Consider the following 16,518-nt stretch of genomic DNA (forward strand, 5'->3'; position numbering starts at 1 on the left):
CAGGAAGCCTTTCGATGGAGTCCAGCCCATGCTGATCAACTGCGTTGCCTACCGCGAAGGCAAGAAGCTTGCCGATATCGATATTGATGAAATCAGTGACTACCTCAAGGAGCCCGATTGCTTCGTCTGGGTTGCCCTGCGCGATGCAACGCTGGCCGAACTCGACAAGATGCGCGAGGAATTCGACCTGCATGCACTCGCCATCGAAGACGCAAACCACGGTCACCAGCGGCCGAAGATCGAGGAGTATGGCGACGACCTGTTCGCCGTCATTCACCTGCTCGAAATGGAGCATGGCGAGATCACCGTCGGCGAAGTGGCTATCTTTGTCGGTCGCAATTTCATCCTGTCGGTCCGTAACCGCAGCAAGCAGCACCTGCTGGGCGTACGCGAACGCTGCGAACGAGAGCCGGAGGTCCTCAAGGAGGGCTCGGGTTTCGTCCTTTACGCCCTGATGGATGCGGCGGTAGACCGCTACTTCCCGATCGTCGATGCCATCGAGTCGGCACTCGAGAACATCGAGGAGCACATCTTCGACAGGGGGGCGGCGCGCTTGCATATCCAACGGCTGTATGACCTCAAACGTCGGTTGACGATCGTCAAGCACGCCGTCGCGCCGCTGCTGGAAGCCGTTGCCAAGCTCACCGCCGGCCGCGTGCCGCCGGTCTCCGCCAAGAGCCGCCACTATTTCCGTGACGTCCATGATCACCTGGCACGCATCAATGCCCAACTCGACACCCTGCGCGACACCATCGGCACCGCCATCCAGGTCAGCCTCTCGTCGGTGGCCATCGAACAGAACGATGTCGCCAAACGCCTCGCCGCATGGGCTGGGATCTTTGCCGTCGCCACCGCCTTTGCCGGCATCTGGGGGATGAATTTCAAGTGGATGCCCGAGTTGCAATGGGAGTACGGCTATCCCATTGCACTAACGATCATCGCCAGCACCACGACATTTCTTTACCTCCGCTTTCGGCGCATGGGCTGGCTATGACGAGCGACGGGCGTCCTGACCCCGATCAACTCCTGGCGCGTGTTCAGGAGGAGGAAGCCAAAGCTGCCCGCGGCAAGCTGAAGATTTTCTTCGGCGCCTCTGCCGGCGTCGGCAAGACCTACGCCATGCTCGGTGCCGCGCGACGGCAAAAGGAACTTGGCACCGATGTGGTCATCGGCGTCGTCGAGACCCACGGCCGCAAGGAAACCGAGGCGCTGATCACCGGTCTCGAACGGCTTCCCCTGTGTGAGATCCCCTATCGCGGCAGTGTGCTGAAGGAGTTCGATCTCGACGCCGCGCTGGCGCGGCGCCCGGCGTTGATCCTGATGGACGAACTGGCTCACTCCAACGTTGCCGGCTCTCGTCATCCCAAACGCTGGCAGGACATCCATGACTTGCTCGCGGCAGGGATCGACGTCTACACCACGGTCAACGTGCAGCATCTCGAGACCCTCAACGACGTGGTCAGCGGGATTGCCGGCATTCGTGTATGGGAGACGGTACCCGACCGGATCTTTGACGAAGCAGACGAAGTGGTACTGGTCGATCTACCGCCCGACGACCTGCTGCAGCGCTTGAAGGAGGGCAAGGTCTACCTGCCGCAACAGGCTGAGCGGGCGATTCGCAACTTTTTTCGCAAGGGCAACCTCATCGCCCTGCGCGAGTTGGCCCTGCGCCGCACGGCCGACCGCGTGGACGACGAAATGCTGGCCTACCGCCGCGAAACCTCGGTGGCCACGGTATGGCAAACGCGCGACGCACTGCTGGTGTGCATCGGATCGGGCACGGGGGCGGAGCGACTGGTGCGCACCGGGGCGCGCCTGGCAGGGCGCCTGGAGGCCCCCTGGCACGCCATTCATGTGCACACGCAAACCTCGGGACCGGAGCCTGAGGTGGAACGGCAGCGCATCCTCCGCGCGCTCGAACTATCCGCTTCCCTCGGTGCTGAAACAGCGACGCTCTCGGCTGACGACCCCGTCGCTGCGCTTGTCGATTACGCTCGCGAGCAGAACCTGTCGCGCCTGCTGGTCGGACGCGATCACCCCCGACCCTGGCGACCCTGGTACCGTTCGATGGCCGACCGGATTGGCCAAGCCGCGCCCGACCTCGACGTGATTCAGGTGGCGCGCAACGAAGACGCGCGTGCAGCCGCTTCGCCGTCGACCGCCGCACCGGCGCCCGGCAACTGGCTGGCGTATCTCAAGGCAGCGGCAATCTGCGCCGTTGCCACGGGGCTGGCAACGCCGCTTGCCGGAGTCATCGAGCTCACCAACATTGCGATGTTGTTCCTGCTTGCCGTACTCATCGTGGCCATGCGTCTTGGCCGCGGCCCGGCGGTCGCCAGCTCGTTTCTGGCCGTTGCCGCCTTCGACTTCTTCTTCGTGGCACCGCGTTTTTCCTTCGCCGTCAGCGATGCTCAGTATCTGATGACCTTCGCCGTGATGCTCAGCGTGGCGCTGATCACCGGCCAGCTGACCGCCCGCTACAAGCAGCACGCCGACGTGGCGACCCAGCGCGAAGCGCGCGCCCGCGCGCTCTACGAAATGGCACGGGATCTTTCGGCAGCTCTGCTACCGATGCAGATCGCCGAGGCCTGTGATCGCTTTCTGTCGGTCGAGTTCGGTGCCCAGGCCGCTTTGCTCCTGACCGATGCGGGGGATCACCTGCAGGTGGAGACGGTCAGCGCCAAAGGTCGCAGCGGCAGCCCACCGATCGTCGACGAGGGCGTCGCACGCTGGGCCTTCGATCACGGCGAGGCGGCAGGACTGTCCACCGACACCTTGCCGGGCAGCCCACTGCTTTACCTGCCACTCAAGGCGCCGATGCGGACGCGCGGCGTGCTCGCCATCGCGCCGCGTGATCCGCTGCGCGTGCAGGGACCGGAAGCCCGCCGGCAGCTCGATACCTTTGCCAGTCTGGTGGCGATTGCCGTCGAGCGCATGCACTATGTCGAGGTGGCGCAGTCCACGCTGCTGCAAATGGAATCCGAGAGCCTGCGCAACTCGCTGCTGGCGGCGATCTCGCACGATCTGCGAACGCCGCTGAGTGTGCTGGTGGGGCTGGCCGAGTCGATCAGGCTGACGCAGCCGCCGCCAACCGATGACCAGGCCAGGCTTGCCGGAACATTGAAGGAGGAAGCGCTGCGCATGAGCGTCAAGGTCAACAAACTGCTGGACATGGCGCGCCTGCAGGCCGGAAAGATTCAGCTCAACCGCCAGTGGCAGCCCTTGGAGGAAATCGTCGGAAGCGCGCTAATGGCTACCGCGGCACCCCTCGCGGCACATTCTGTGAGCGCCGTCCTGCCCGATGACCTGCCACTGATCGAGATCGATGCCGTGCTGATCGAGCGTGTGCTGTGCAATCTTCTTGAAAACGCCGCCAAGTTTACCCCGGCCGGCACGCACATCAGCATCAACGCGGCGGTGCGCGGCAGCGAGGTCGACGTGTGGGTGGACGACAGCGGTCCGGGCTTTCCAAAAGGGCGGGAGGAAGCCATTTTCGAGAAGTTCGAACGTGGCGCACGCGAGAGCGCGACACCGGGCGTAGGTCTTGGTCTGGCCATCTGCCGCGCCATCGTCGCGGCGCACGGCGGCAGCATTCATGCCGAGAACCGGGCTGGCGGCGGTGCTCGTTTCGTCTTTTCGCTGCCGCGCGGCATGCCGCCGACGACCGCCGAAGAAATCGTGGTTCCGGCAGACGGCGGCACGCCCTGACCGACCAACCCGATGATCAACATCGACGACTTTGATGCTAGCAGATAGATAACGTCATGACAGAGCCACTGGTCACCGTCGTCGTCGTTGAAGATGAAAACAACATTCGCCGCTTCATCAAGCTGGCGCTCGAAAGCCAGGGGTTCCAGGTATTCGAGGCCGACAGCCTGCAGCGCGGCCTGATCGAGGCCGGCACCCGACGCCCTGACCTGGTGGTGCTCGATCTGGGTCTGCCCGACGGTGACGGCGTCGACTTCATCCGTGATCTGCGGACTTGGTCGGAGATACCGGTGATCGTGCTTTCGGCACGCAGCGCCGAGACCGACAAGGTAGCCGCGCTCGATGGCGGCGCTGACGACTATCTGACGAAACCCTTTGGTACCGCCGAATTGCTCGCCCGCGTACGTGCGCAATTGCGCCGTCGCAGCCGAGGCGCCACCGGCACACCACTCGCCGAATTCGGGTCGATTCGCGTGGACCTGGTGCGCCGTACAGTCGAGCGTAACGGCGTGCCCATTCACCTGACGCCGATCGAATATCGGCTGCTCAGCTATCTGATCGGCAATCCTGATTGCGTTTTGACCCATCGCCAACTGCTGAAGAACGTCTGGGGCCCCTCGCATGTCGAAGACAGCCACTACGTCCGCGTTTACATGGGTTATTTGCGCAAGAAGGTCGAAGAGGACCCCACGCGACCGAAGCACATTCTCACTGAAGTGGGCGTTGGCTATCGCTTCATTGGCGTGTAACCTGGACCGGCGATAAGGCGAGACCGGTAATCCGAGCAACCTTCATCACTCGACCGGCCGCAGAAAGTCATGCCCTTTGCCAACAGGCAGGGCCGCTCCAGCCTGAGCCGAGTCTGCTATAGTTCGGCCTGCGCACCGCCAGCGGGCCAGCCTTCAAGGTCCCGACCGGCGGCTTTTGCTTTGTTGCCGCATGAAAGTCCCCTCATGAGTACCACCCTCAGCGAGTCGTCGAACGAAAGCCGGTTCCCACCCGAAATCCTGCGTGATATCGCCAGGCGTCGCACCTTTGCGATCATTTCGCACCCCGACGCCGGCAAGACAACGCTGACCGAAAAGCTACTGCTTTTCGGCGGTGCCATCCAGCTCGCCGGTACGGTCAAGGGGCGCAAGAGCGCCCGCCATGCCACTTCGGACTGGATGGAAGTGGAAAAGCAACGCGGCATTTCGGTGACCAGCTCGGTGATGCAGTTCGAGTACCAACAGCACACCATAAACCTGCTCGACACCCCTGGCCACGAGGATTTTTCCGAGGACACCTACCGCGTCCTCACCGCCGTCGACGCGGCGGTGATGGTGATCGACGCCGCCAAGGGCGTTGAGGCGCAGACCATCAAGCTGCTCAACGTCTGTCGCATGCGCAATACGCCAATCATCACTTTCGTCAATAAATTGGACCGTGAAGTGCGCGAGCCCTTCGAACTGCTCGAGGAAATTGAATCCGTGCTCGGCATCGAGTGCGCACCGATCACCTGGCCGATTGGCATGGGCAAGACTTTTCGCGGGGTATATCATCTTCTCGATGACCGCCTGCTGCACTTTGCCGCCGGCGAGGAGCGCCGTAGCGAATCGCAGCGGCTCGATGGCCTGGATAATCCGCTGCTTGATACCCAGTTCCCGGCAGAGGTCGACAAGCTGCGCGAGGATGTTGACCTGATTCAGAGCGCGAGCAGCCCTTTCGACCTGGTCGGCTTTCTCGCCGGGCGGCAGTCCCCGGTGTTTTTCGGCTCGGCAATCAACAACTTCGGCGTCCAGGAGATCCTGCAGGCCCTGCTCGACTGGGCTCCGGCGCCACAGGAGCGCGACGGCGGTACGCGCCTGGTGCAACCCGGGGAGGCTGCCTTCAGCGGCTTCGTGTTCAAGATCCAGGCCAACATGGACCCGAAACACCGCGACCGCATTGCCTTCTTCCGCGTGTGCTCCGGTCGCTACGCGCCGGGCATGAAGGTCAGACACATTCGTCTCGATCGTGAGATGAAGCTGGGCAACGTGCTGACCTTCATGGCCAACGAACGTCTCCTGATGGAGGACGCCGTCGCCGGTGACATCATCGGCATTCACAACCATGGCAACCTGCACATCGGAGACTGCCTGAGCGAAGGCGAGACTCTCGGCTTCAAGGGCATCCCCTACTTCTCGCCCGAACTCTTCCGCGCTGCGCGGCTGCGTGACCCTCTGAAGAGCAAGCAGTTACTCAAGGGCCTGAAGGAGCTCGGCGAAGAGGGGGCGATCCAGGTATTCGAGAACCTCGCCAGCGGCGCGCTGCTGCTCGGCGCGGTAGGTAACCTGCAATTCGAGGTGGTCGCCCAGCGTCTGCAGACCGAGTACAAGGTCGACGCGATTTTCGAGTCGGCCGACATCTACACTGCGCGCTGGCTGACTTTTCCCGACGACACCACGCGACGCAATTTCGAGCGCGAGCAACTCCACCGCATGGCCAAGGATGTGGACGGCAATCCGGTTTACCTGGCGAGCACGCGCTACAACCTCGAGGTGACGAGCGAGAAGTGGGGCCGTGTCGGCTTCCATGACTCGCGGGAGCACGGGCAGTTGTTCGCTTGAACAAGGACGCTGCCAGAGCTCCGAAGTCCTGCAGCGTTGCTGCAGTCAACCCCGGCCACCGCAAAGCGGAAGTCTGGGCGCCTGGACCGGCCCGTCAGACTCTGCCCAACCCGAAACGGAGCCAGCCATGGCGGAATCTCCCGATAGTCCACGAGTACTGAGTTTTCTTGAGGCGCGGATACTTGGCGTGCTGATCGAAAAAGAAAAGACGACCCCTGACACCTATCCTCTGACACTGAACAGTCTGACCGCCGGCTGCAATCAGAAATCCGCACGCGACCCGGTGATCAGCGTAGCGGAAAGTGAGGTCCAGGCGGCACTCGAAGATCTGCGCAGCCGCGTTCTGGTGCTGGAAACCTATGGGGCCTCCGGTCGCGTATTGCGCTATGCGCAGAACTTCGGCAGGGTGTATGGCCTTCCCGCAGCGAGCGTCGCGTTACTCGCGACCCTGGCACTGCGCGGCGAGCAAACCGTCAGCGAATTGCGCGCCAACAGCGAGCGCCTTTACCGCTTCGACGACAGCTCATCGGTGGAGGCTTACCTGGAAGAATTGGCCGGGCGCAGCAGCGGCGCGCTGGTCATCAGGTTGCCCCGGCAGGCAGGCTCGCGCGAACATCGTTGGGCACATCTGTTGTGTGGGGCCGCCTCGCACACGGATGTCGAGGAACAGACCGGACTGGTTGAGAGAGTCGCCCGGCTGGAACTCGAGGTTGCCGAACTCCGGACAGCTCTCAAGGTACTCCTTGGCCAACCGGGCGAACTCGCAGATCGGGGGGACAAACTTCAGCACGGCGGCTGACGGAAGGATCGCCACTCGCTGCGGGCGTCGCCGTTACCCGGCGCCCTCGCAGGCACTGCGCGCCTTGGCCAGAGTTGCCGCACGGCTGGACTACCCATTGGCCGGGGTGGAGAGAGTTTCCCTGTCCGTCAGGCATCCACCGCAACAGCCTGCGCCAGAAAGTCTATTTTCTTTTGCAGATCGTCGTCCGAATCGGGATAGCGCTGGGCAATCGACCAGAACTCGTCCGCTATCTCAACAAAGGCATCGACGACGTCGGGGTCGAAATGGCTTCCACGACCCTCGACGATGATCTGGGTCGCCTGCTCGTGTGTCATTCGATCCTTGTAGACCCGCCGGCTGATAAGAGCATCGTAGACGTCGGCCACCGCCATCAGGCGAGCGGACGCCGGGATCGTGTCACCGGCAATGGCTCCCGGATAGCCGCTGCCGTCCCATCTTTCCTGATGACAAAGGGCGATCTCCTTGGCAATGGTGAGAAACTCGACAGGCTTGCCCAGCCAGTCCTCAGCAAGCTGAATGGCATCCCGACCAAGCAGGGTATGGTTTTTCATGATCTCCATTTCCTGCGGCTCAAAACGCCCCGGCTTCAACAGAATGCGGTCCGGTATGCCGACCTTGCCAATATCGTGCAAGGGTGCCGACTTGAATAGCACCTTGATATTCTGATCGGTGAGGAAATTCGAGAAGCGTGGATGGGGCCGCAACTTCTCCGCCAGAGCCTTCACGTACCGTTGGGTGCGCAGGAGATGTTTGCCGGTTTCCGAATCCCGGGTCTCGGCCAGCGATGCCATGGCAAGAATAGTGACGTCCTGAATCGCCTCGAGTTCGCTGGTTCGTCGGGCCACTTCGGCTTCAAGGAAGTCGTTCTGGCTACGCAGGAAATCGGCGCTGGCTTTGAGCGACAACTGCGTCGCAACGCGCGCCATCAGGATCGGCGGACTGATGGGCTTGGTAATGTAGTCAACCGCACCCAGCGCCAGGCCCTTCTGCTCGTCCTCCACTTCCGATCTCGCGGTCAGGAAGACGACGGGGATGTCGCGCGTCCGTGGGCTGGCTTTCAGCCGTCGACACACCTCATAGCCGTCGATGTCGGGCATCATGACATCGAGCAGAATCAGATCGGGGGGCGTTGCCGACGCGGCAATCCTGAGTGCCTTGTCGCCGTGGTTGGCGACCTTGACCTTGTAGCTATTCTTGAGCAACGCCGACATCAGCGACAGGTTATCCGGCGTGTCATCGACCACGAGGACGGTGGCCCTATCGTTGAAGTAGTGAGTATCCATACCAGCATCTACCCTGTTCAAATTGCGATCCCGGCAGCACCGGCGCTCGCCCGTAGCGCTGCCAGGCCGGCTTCATACTCGAAGCCCCGAACAGCACTCTCAAGCGTCCGATAGCTGCCGCCAAAAGCGGCCTTCAGCAACGCTGCCTCGGCATCAAGAACGTAGCCCGCTTCGGCATCGCTTTCGGCGAGCAACGCCGCCAACTGGCGACACACCCGACTCAGCCGCCACCGATCGACGGCTGTCGCCTCCTCGCCGATCGCTTCCGACGGCAGCCAGGCGACCAGGTCGCTGATCAGTACCCTCAGCATTCTAGCGGCAGATTCAAGCAGCACATCCACGTGGATTCGCTCTCGTTTTTGGCTGATTGCTGATTCCAGTCGTTCCGCCTCGGCTCTCAGTCCGTTGGCGCCGATATTGCCGGCAAGGCCCTTGAGCGTGTGCGTCAGACGCTCAGCCGTGCCCCAGTCGCCAGCGTCGAGAGCGGCGGCGATTTCGGCGGCCACATGCTGTTGTCCGGCGGCAAACTTGCGCAACATCGACAAGTAGAGATCTTTCTTGCCGAGCACACGTCGCAGGCCATTGACCGTGTCGAGGCCACGAACATGCCGCGCCGCTTCGAATTGCCGATCGGATTCCGTGCTTCCAGGCGGCCGCTGCGCCGGATGCTTCGGCTTGACCCATCTGAGCAGTGCTTCCCAGAGTTCGTCCGGCTCAATCGGCTTGGCAACAAAATCGACCATGCCCGCCGCGAGACATTTTTGCCGGTCAGACGGCATGGCGTTGGCCGTCATGGCGACGATCGGCAGGTCCGAGTACTCAGCGAGCTTCCTGATCGCCAGCGTTGCCGTCGCCCCATCCATGATTGGCATGTGCATGTCCATCAACACGATGTCGTAGGCGCCCTCACGGACCTTATTGACCGCCACCGCACCGTCCTCGGCCAGGTCGACGACAAGACCGGCGCTGGCAAGCAACTCGCTTGCAACCTCCTGGTTCAGTTCGTTGTCCTCGACCAGGAGGACGCGCGCACCCTCGATGGCAGAGAGGCGCGGGTCTGCCAGCGCCGGAGAGGTCAATTGCCCAAGTGACTCGCCCTGCCCGCCACCAATCAGGCGAATGGCGCTGTCGAACAGCAGGGAGGCATTGACTGGCTTGAGGAGAATGTCCCTGATGCCGGCTGCCGTGGCGCGCCCGAGCAACTGCTCAGAGCTGTCGGCGGTGATGATGACCAGATGCGGAGAGGGCGACAGCCCCAGTGAGAGAATCTGGCGAGCGGTCTCGATGCCGTCCATTCCTGGCATCAGCCAGTCGAGAAAAACGATCTCGTACGGTTCCGCTGCTGCCGCCATGGATACGGCCTCAACGGCCGCCTGGCCAGAAGAGCGATCGCTGACGACGAAAGTCATCGCCGTCAGTAGATCGCGGATGACGCCCCGCGCGCTATCGTTATCGTCAACCACCAGGACTCGCCGACCGCGCAGGTCAGGACTGGGCAGGAGCGTTCGTGTTGCCTGCACGGCCCGGCCTACGCGGACGGTAAACCAGAATGTCGAGCCCTTGCCATGTTCGCTGCGCACACCGACGTCACCGCCCATCAGTTCAACGAGCTTTTTGGAAATCGCTAGGCCCAGCCCAGTACCGCCAAATCGCCGGGTGGTCGAGATATCTGCCTGGGAAAAGCTCTGGAACAGGCGCCCCATCTGCTCCTCGGTCAACCCTATCCCCGTATCCTGGACGGCAAAGTGCAGCAAGAGGTTCTCGCCACCGTTTTCGCGAACGCTGACGCGAATATCAACCTCACCCTCCTCGGTAAATTTGATCGCGTTGTTGGTGTAATTGATCAACACCTGCCCCAGACGCAGCGGATCGCCAATCAACAGCGACGGCACCGCGGGATCGACGTCAAAAACCACTTCAAGACCCTTGGCGCTCGCTTTGCCAACGATCAGGTTGGCGACGGTGTCGAGCACCTCTTCGAGCGCGAACTCCGTCTGCTCAACCGTCAGTTTGCCGGCCTCAACCTTGGAAAAATCGAGGACATCATTGACGATCCCGAGCAAATGCTGGCCGGAATCCTGGATTTTTTTCACGTAGTCGCGCTGGCGCGGCGTGAGGTCAGTCTTGAGAACCAGATGCGACATGCCGATGATGGCATTCATCGGAGTGCGAATCTCGTGGCTCATGTTGGCCAGAAAGCTGCTCTTCATCCTGGTCGTTTCTTCAGCCAGTTCCTTTGAGCGCTGCATCGCCTCGGCCGCTTCGCGCTCCTTGGTCACATCCTCGAACATCCATACCGTTCCCTGCGCCAACTTCGCAGCATCGACCGCTCGGCCGCTGATTCGACACCAGAAGCGCGACCCGTCCTTGCGCTGAAGTTCCATCACGCGTTTGATGATGTCACCGCGCATCAGGTCGTCGTCGGACTCGCCGATACTGTCAGGGTATTCGTCGGGCACACAAACCCGGGTCGCCTGACCAATCAGTTCATCGGGAGCATAGGCGAGCAGTTCCTCAAGCCGCCGGTTGACATTGACGAAGGTATTATTCCTGATAAAGGCGATGCCGAGGCTTGCGGTGGCAAAGATTGCGGTCTGTTCTTCATGGGCTTGGCGGATCCGTTCCTCGGCTGCCCGGCGCTCGGTGATGTCGCGCAAGACCACCACCGTACCCACCAGAACACCGGCCTTGTAAAAGGGAGTCGTGGCATATTCAACCAGCAGCGGCGTACCATCCTTGCGCCACAGCACCTCGTTATCCACCTTGCGAGCTAGCCCGTCCAGCGACGTCAGATACATCGGACAGCGCTCATAGGGAAAGGCCGCTCCGTCAGGGTACGCGTAGTGTACCCGCGCGTGAAAAGGCGTACCGAGAAGCTCTTCCCTGCCATAGCCGAGCAAGCCAAGAACGGCCGGGTTGGCAAAGATGAGGCGCCCGTCGCCATCGAGACCGAGAATGCCGTCGCTCACCGACCCCAGGATCAGTCTACTGTGCTCCTCCATGGCTGCCAGTTCGACAGCCTGCTTTTCCAGTTGTGCCGCCTGTTCCTGCTTCGCCTCCAGCAGCCTCTGGGTGCGTGTGCTTCGCTCGATGATTTCAAGGCTCATCGCGACGATCGGCAGCAAACCGTCGAGGACCAACCTTTCATCCTCGGAGAACGATCTGGATGCGGCCAGCTCGATCACTGCCAACGACCGCCCGGAGCGCATCACCGGTACCAGCAGAACGGCCTTCGCCGGCGCCGACGTCTGCCCAGGACTCAAGCCGTCGTTGGCCGCAAGGGAGTCGCCAACCAGCAGCGGCGTGCCCTCTACGGCACAGCGCCCAACTGGGCCTTCACCGGCTCTGATCACCTCTGATTCGTGGGTGCGATCGGCGCCATACGTGGCGATCAGCTTCAAGATCTGGCGATCTTCAGTCACGATGAAAAACGCTCCTTCCACCGCACGGAGCAGCGGACTCAGGCTTTCCATGAGCTTCCGGGCAAGCTCGGTAAAAGAGCCGGCCTGTTGCAGTTCGCGGGAGATCGAAGCGATGTTTGTCCGTATCCAGCGTTGCGCCGCCATCCTTTGGTAAACATCCTGCAGGATGGCGACTCCGCGCCCAATCTCGCCGATCTCGTTCTGCTGATTCTGGCAGGGAATCGCCTGGCCCAGCTTCCCTTCCGACAGGCTCACAATGCTGTCGCGAAGCCGCCGCAGTGGGAGAGCAATCGAGCGAGCAAGAATGAATGCGGAAAGGAGCAGCAGGATGAGGCACCCGGCAACAAAGTAGATCGCCTGTTGCCGTTCGTCGCGATAGATTTCGATCGCGCGCTCGTGCATGGCCAAGGCACTCGCAGACGAGGATTTGCTGATCTGATCAAGTCGTTCTGCCAGGAGCGGCGCCGGATTACCCGGAGCGGAATCAAACGTTCGCCGCCGTGCGGCATCCGAAGCACCGGATCCCGAATGTTCGAGGGTCACTGCCCGGTACGCCACCAACTCTTCATAGAGCGCCTGCGCATCCGTCACGTCCTGCTGCTCCCCCGCATAGGACGCTCGCAAGCCACGCACCCCATCGAAGAATCGAGCGTCGCAGCGACCAAGCTCGCGCTCCAGTTGTTCCCGCTTTTCCTGGTCTTCTTCCCGCAGGAGATCACGCAGGAGGTGCCGCATTCTCAGCAGTTCGTACTGCATGTCCTTGACGGTACTGAGGCTGCTGTGTGGATAGTGGTAGAAACTACGGTTGATCTCGGCCAGAGTCTGCAACTGAGGAAAGATGGATAGACCGACGGCCAGCACCGCCAGCATGGCGAGGACTGCAAAGCCGAGCATGCGGCGGGACACCGTCAGTCGCTCAAGATAGGCAGTCAGGATCTCCAAGGTGTCTCCGATTGGGCTTCGCAGCGGCCGCAAGAGATGAATTCTGGGCCATTTGCCTTGCGCGGTCCATGGCCGGCCAATGCGGCGGGCGCCTCCGGTATACCGCCGAAGAGGTTCTTCCTTCCTGGGGCTACGGCCAATCTGCTGCCGGATCGGTCAGTTACCAGCCGGCAAGGAGCACCTTTTCCGCCCAGAGAAGCCCGGTGATGGTCTTTGCATCGGTAATCGCCCCGGCGCGCACCGCTGCCAGCGCATCAGCCAACGGCAGGCTGAGCACATCAAGGAACTCGCTGCTGTCGAGCGTCGGTTCCGCTTCGCGCTGCAGACCACGGGCAAGAAAAATCTCGATTCGCTCATCAGAATACCCGACGCAGGGGTGCATCACACCGAGATGACGCCATTCCGCCGCGCTGTATCCGGTCTCCTCGAGCAATTCGCGCCTACCCGTGGCAAGGATTTCTTCGCCCGGATCGATCTTTCCGGCAGGCAGCTCAAGGAAGGACCGGCTTAGTGGATAGCGATACTGACGGACAAAAAGGAGCTGTCCATCGGCGAGTTGCGCAATCACCGCTACCGCCCCCTGATGGCGGACGTATTCACGCTGGCACTCCTTGCCATCCGGCAAGCGTACCCGGTCGCGACGCAGGTCAAGCAGCTTGCCGCGGAAGATCTGCGTGCTCTCCAATAGCTCCTCGTAGAGGTGACGGTCATCGTTGTGCATTCCGCAACTCCCAATTAAAACGCCCCGACTGGCGGGGCGTTCGGATCAAGTGGCCAAACCAATCAGAGCGACCGCAAGAGCGAGAAAGCGCATAGTGACATCAGCGCCTGCGGGAAGATCCCCAGCAACGCCACGGCCAGGCCGTTCGCCGACATCAGAATCTTCATGTCCATCGGTGCGACGATTGGCGCTGTATTGGTCGGTTGATCAAAGTACATGATCTTGACCACACGCAGGTAGTAGAAGCAACCGATCAGAGAGAAGAGGACGGCGACAATGGCCAGCCAAAGGTAGCCAGCGGCGACCACGGCCTGCAACACCGAGAATTTGGCAAAGAATCCGACGAAGAACGGCACCCCGGCCATTGAGAACATCATCATCATCATCACGGCGGCGAACCACGGGCTGCGCTTGTTGAGTCCCTTGAAGTCTTCGAGTTCATCGGATTCGAGACCACCTCGCGCCAGCAGCAGGATCATGCCGAAAGTGCCGGCACTGGTGAGTACGTAGGTGATGACATAGAACATCGACGAACTGTAGGCGTTGAGCGCAAAGCGCGCGTCGCCACCAACAACGCCGGTCACCATTCCGAGCAGCATGAAGCCCATGTGCGAAATCGCCGAATAGGCCAGCATCCGCTTCAGGTTGGTCTGCGCAATGGCGGCAATGTTGCCGATGGCCATTGACAGAACCGAGAGCAGGATCAGCATCGTCTGCCAGTCCTGGGCAAGGACAATCAGCCCGTTCACCAACAGGCGGATGACCATCGCAAAGGCAGCCAGCTTAGGTGCCGTGGCAATGAAAAGCGTGACCGCCGTCGGCGCGCCATGATAGACGTCGGGAATCCACATGTGGAAAGGGACGACGCCGAGCTTGAAGGCCAGGCCGGAAACCAGGAAGACCAAGCCGAACACGAGGATTGACTTGTCCGCCTGCCCCGTGTAAAGGCGCTCGGCGATGGTCGTGATCTCCAGCGTACCAGTCGCTCCGTAGATCATTGACATGCCGTACAACAGGAGACCGGAAGCCAGCGCGCCAAGAACGAAGAACTTCATCGCGGCTTCGGTTGCCGGTACCGAATCACGATTCATCGCCACCAGGGCGTAGAGAGAGAGCGACAGCAACTCGAGACCGATATAGACAGTGACCAGATGGTTGGCTGAAATCATGACCATCATGCCGAGGGTCGCAAACAGTACCAAAGAGTAATACTCGCCGCGGGCCATCTGTTCCCGCTCGAGGATGTAGCCTCGCGAATAAAACAGAACCACAATCACTGTCAGGTAAAGAAGCAGCTTCAGCAGGTCACCCATCAGGTCACCGACGTACATGTTGCTGAACGTGTAGGCAATTTCACCCGAACTCGTGGCAAAGGTAACCACGGCCGCTCCAATCAGGGTCAACTGCGTGGCAACGAACGTCACCGTCCTTTTCCTGTCCTTGACAAAAAGGTCCAGGATTAGGATCAGGCAAGCCATCAGCAACATGAAGATCTCCGCGCTGGCAAGGCGGAGGTCCGGCATCTGGAACTGCATTTCGGCAAGAGTCATAGCGGCTACCAATTATTGGATCTTGCTGAGGGCGACGTGACGCAGCAACTCATTGACCGAGCTGTGCATGACTTCAGTAAACGGTTGGGGATAAAGACCCATGCCCAGCGCACCGATGGCGAAGAGGACGAAAACGAGAAACTCGCGGGCGTTGATGTCGGTCAGATCGGCCACGTGGTGATTTGCCACCGCGCCAAACACCACGCGCTTGTACATCCACAGTGTGTAAGCAGCACCGACGATCATCGTCGAGGCAGCGGCGAAGGCCACCCAGAAATTGTAATCGACTGCCGCGAGGATGACCATGAACTCGCCGACAAAGCCGGAGGTCGCCGGAAGGCCGGCGTTGGCCATGGCAAAAAGCATGAAGAAGGCGGCAAATTTGGGCATCGTATTGACCACGCCGCCGTAGTCGGCAATCTGACGCGAATGCGCGCGGTCATACATGACGCCAATGGCGAAGAACATCGCGCCCGATACGAAACCGTGCGAGATCATCTGGACCAAGGCGCCTTCGATCCCCATCGCGCTGAACATGAAGAAACCGAGCGTGACGAAACCCATATGGGCAATCGACGAATAGGCAACCAGCTTCTTCATGTCCTCCTGAACCAGAGCGACAAAGCCGATATAAATAATCGCGATCAGTGACAGTGCAATGACCAAGCCCGAAAGCTCATGCGAGGCATCCGGCGCAATCGGCAGCGAAAAACGGAGGAAACCATAGGCGCCAAGCTTCAGCGCGATGGCAGCCAGGACGATGGAGCCGCCGGTCGGCGCCTCGACGTGCGCGTCGGGCAACCAGGTATGCACCGGCCACATCGGCACCTTGACAGCGAAGGCGACCAGAAAGGCCAGGAACAGCCAGGTCTGGGCACTCATCCCGATAGGCAGCTGGTGCCAGTCAAGGATCGCGAAGCTGCCACCCGAGTTGATGAACAGGTAAAGCAGCGCGAGGAGAAAGAGAAGCGAACCAAAGAGCGTAAAGAGAAAGAACTTGAACGCCGCGTAGACACGGTTGGGGCCACCCCAGATACCGATGATCAGATATAGCGGGATCAGTGAGGCCTCAAAGAACACGTAGAAAAGGACGCCGTCAAGGGCCGAGAAAATACCGTTCAACAGACCGGACATGATCAGAAAGCCCGCGTTGTACTGCGCGACCTTATTGTCGATGATCTGCCAGCCAGCCAGAACAACGGTGACTGTGATGAAACTGTTGAGGATCACGAAGGGCATCGAAATGCCGTCGACGCCGAGATGGTAGTTGACATTGAAACGTGGGATCCAGGTGGCAAGCTCGACGAACTGCATCGCCGGGGTGCGCATGTCAAAACCCGTGTACAGCGGGATCGTCACCAGCAGGCCCGCAACGGCACCAATCAGCGACAGCATCCTTGCCAGCGGTGCATTGCGATCGGAGCCCGTAGCCAGAACAACGAAACCGGCGAGAATCGGAACCCAGATGGCAAGAGAGAGAAGCGGCGTGCCTGACATATCGT

At 60.9% G+C, this 16,518-nt stretch carries 10 protein-coding genes; 5 read left to right on the forward strand and 5 right to left on the reverse strand.

All coding sequences use genetic code 11. The features are described 5' to 3' along the window. The first annotated feature begins 28 nt into the window (after positions 1-28). The 5 genes from corA to V5B44_RS21370 all read left to right on the forward strand — a co-directional run bounded on the left by corA (position 29) and on the right by V5B44_RS21370 (position 7,095). Positions 29-994, forward strand: a complete 966-nt coding sequence (corA, locus tag V5B44_RS21350; protein ID WP_332361073.1) for a magnesium/cobalt transporter CorA — start codon at positions 29-31, stop codon at positions 992-994. Further along, entirely contained in the window at positions 991-3,708 is a 2,718-nt protein-coding gene (locus V5B44_RS21355; RefSeq protein WP_332361074.1) for a DUF4118 domain-containing protein, read from the forward strand. The genes corA and V5B44_RS21355 overlap by 4 nt, the downstream gene beginning before the upstream one ends. 56 nt (positions 3,709-3,764) lie before the next feature. Next, on the forward strand, positions 3,765-4,457 hold the full coding sequence (kdpE, locus tag V5B44_RS21360; protein ID WP_332361075.1) for a two-component system response regulator KdpE: 693 nt from the start codon (positions 3,765-3,767) through the stop codon (positions 4,455-4,457). 204 nt (positions 4,458-4,661) lie between these two features. After that, positions 4,662-6,296, forward strand: coding sequence for a peptide chain release factor 3 (locus tag V5B44_RS21365; protein ID WP_332361076.1), 1,635 nt, complete (start codon positions 4,662-4,664; stop codon positions 6,294-6,296). A gap of 127 nt (positions 6,297-6,423) precedes the next feature. Next, positions 6,424-7,095 (forward strand): YceH family protein, encoded by a 672-nt coding sequence (locus tag V5B44_RS21370; RefSeq protein WP_332361077.1) that lies wholly within the window; start codon positions 6,424-6,426, stop codon positions 7,093-7,095. A gap of 128 nt (positions 7,096-7,223) precedes the next feature. Here V5B44_RS21370 and V5B44_RS21375 read toward each other — a convergent pair whose 3' ends face one another. The 5 genes from V5B44_RS21375 to V5B44_RS21395 all read right to left on the reverse strand — a co-directional run bounded on the left by V5B44_RS21375 (position 7,224) and on the right by V5B44_RS21395 (position 16,513). After that, the gene (locus V5B44_RS21375) at positions 7,224-8,381 is read right to left on the reverse strand and encodes a response regulator (protein WP_332361078.1); all 1,158 of its coding nucleotides are present in this window, start codon (positions 8,379-8,381) and stop codon (positions 7,224-7,226) included. Between the two features lie 17 nt (positions 8,382-8,398). Beyond that, positions 8,399-12,745: a response regulator gene (locus tag V5B44_RS21380; RefSeq protein WP_332361079.1), complete on the reverse strand. Its 4,347-nt coding sequence runs from the start codon at positions 12,743-12,745 to the stop codon at positions 8,399-8,401. A gap of 160 nt (positions 12,746-12,905) precedes the next feature. Beyond that, positions 12,906-13,466 (reverse strand): NUDIX hydrolase, encoded by a 561-nt coding sequence (locus V5B44_RS21385; protein WP_332361080.1) that lies wholly within the window; start codon positions 13,464-13,466, stop codon positions 12,906-12,908. 62 nt (positions 13,467-13,528) lie between these two features. Continuing rightward, positions 13,529-15,001: an NADH-quinone oxidoreductase subunit NuoN gene (gene nuoN, locus V5B44_RS21390; RefSeq protein ID WP_332361181.1), complete on the reverse strand. Its 1,473-nt coding sequence runs from the start codon at positions 14,999-15,001 to the stop codon at positions 13,529-13,531. 27 nt (positions 15,002-15,028) lie between these two features. After that, a complete protein-coding gene (locus V5B44_RS21395) occupies positions 15,029-16,513 on the reverse strand; it encodes an NADH-quinone oxidoreductase subunit M (protein WP_332361081.1) in 1,485 nt (494 codons plus the stop codon). Positions 16,514-16,518: the final 5 nt, after the last annotated feature.

This window comes from Candidatus Accumulibacter necessarius (genome assembly GCF_036625085.1).

What these genes read in the sequence shown, in the direction of transcription:
- corA (WP_332361073.1), top strand. Translation starts at nt 29, where the DNA reads ATGCTGATCAACTGCGTTGCCTACCGCGAAGGCAAGAAGCTTGCCGAT.
- V5B44_RS21355 (WP_332361074.1), top strand. Translation starts at nt 991, where the DNA reads ATGACGAGCGACGGGCGTCCTGACCCCGATCAACTCCTGGCGCGTGTT.
- kdpE (WP_332361075.1), top strand. Translation starts at nt 3,765, where the DNA reads ATGACAGAGCCACTGGTCACCGTCGTCGTCGTTGAAGATGAAAACAAC.
- V5B44_RS21365 (WP_332361076.1), top strand. Translation starts at nt 4,662, where the DNA reads ATGAGTACCACCCTCAGCGAGTCGTCGAACGAAAGCCGGTTCCCACCC.
- V5B44_RS21370 (WP_332361077.1), top strand. Translation starts at nt 6,424, where the DNA reads ATGGCGGAATCTCCCGATAGTCCACGAGTACTGAGTTTTCTTGAGGCG.
- V5B44_RS21375 (WP_332361078.1), bottom strand. Translation starts at nt 8,381, where the DNA reads ATGGATACTCACTACTTCAACGATAGGGCCACCGTCCTCGTGGTCGAT.
- V5B44_RS21385 (WP_332361080.1), bottom strand. Translation starts at nt 13,466, where the DNA reads ATGCACAACGATGACCGTCACCTCTACGAGGAGCTATTGGAGAGCACG.
- nuoN (WP_332361181.1), bottom strand. Translation starts at nt 15,001, where the DNA reads ATGCAGTTCCAGATGCCGGACCTCCGCCTTGCCAGCGCGGAGATCTTC.
- V5B44_RS21395 (WP_332361081.1), bottom strand. Translation starts at nt 16,513, where the DNA reads ATGTCAGGCACGCCGCTTCTCTCTCTTGCCATCTGGGTTCCGATTCTC.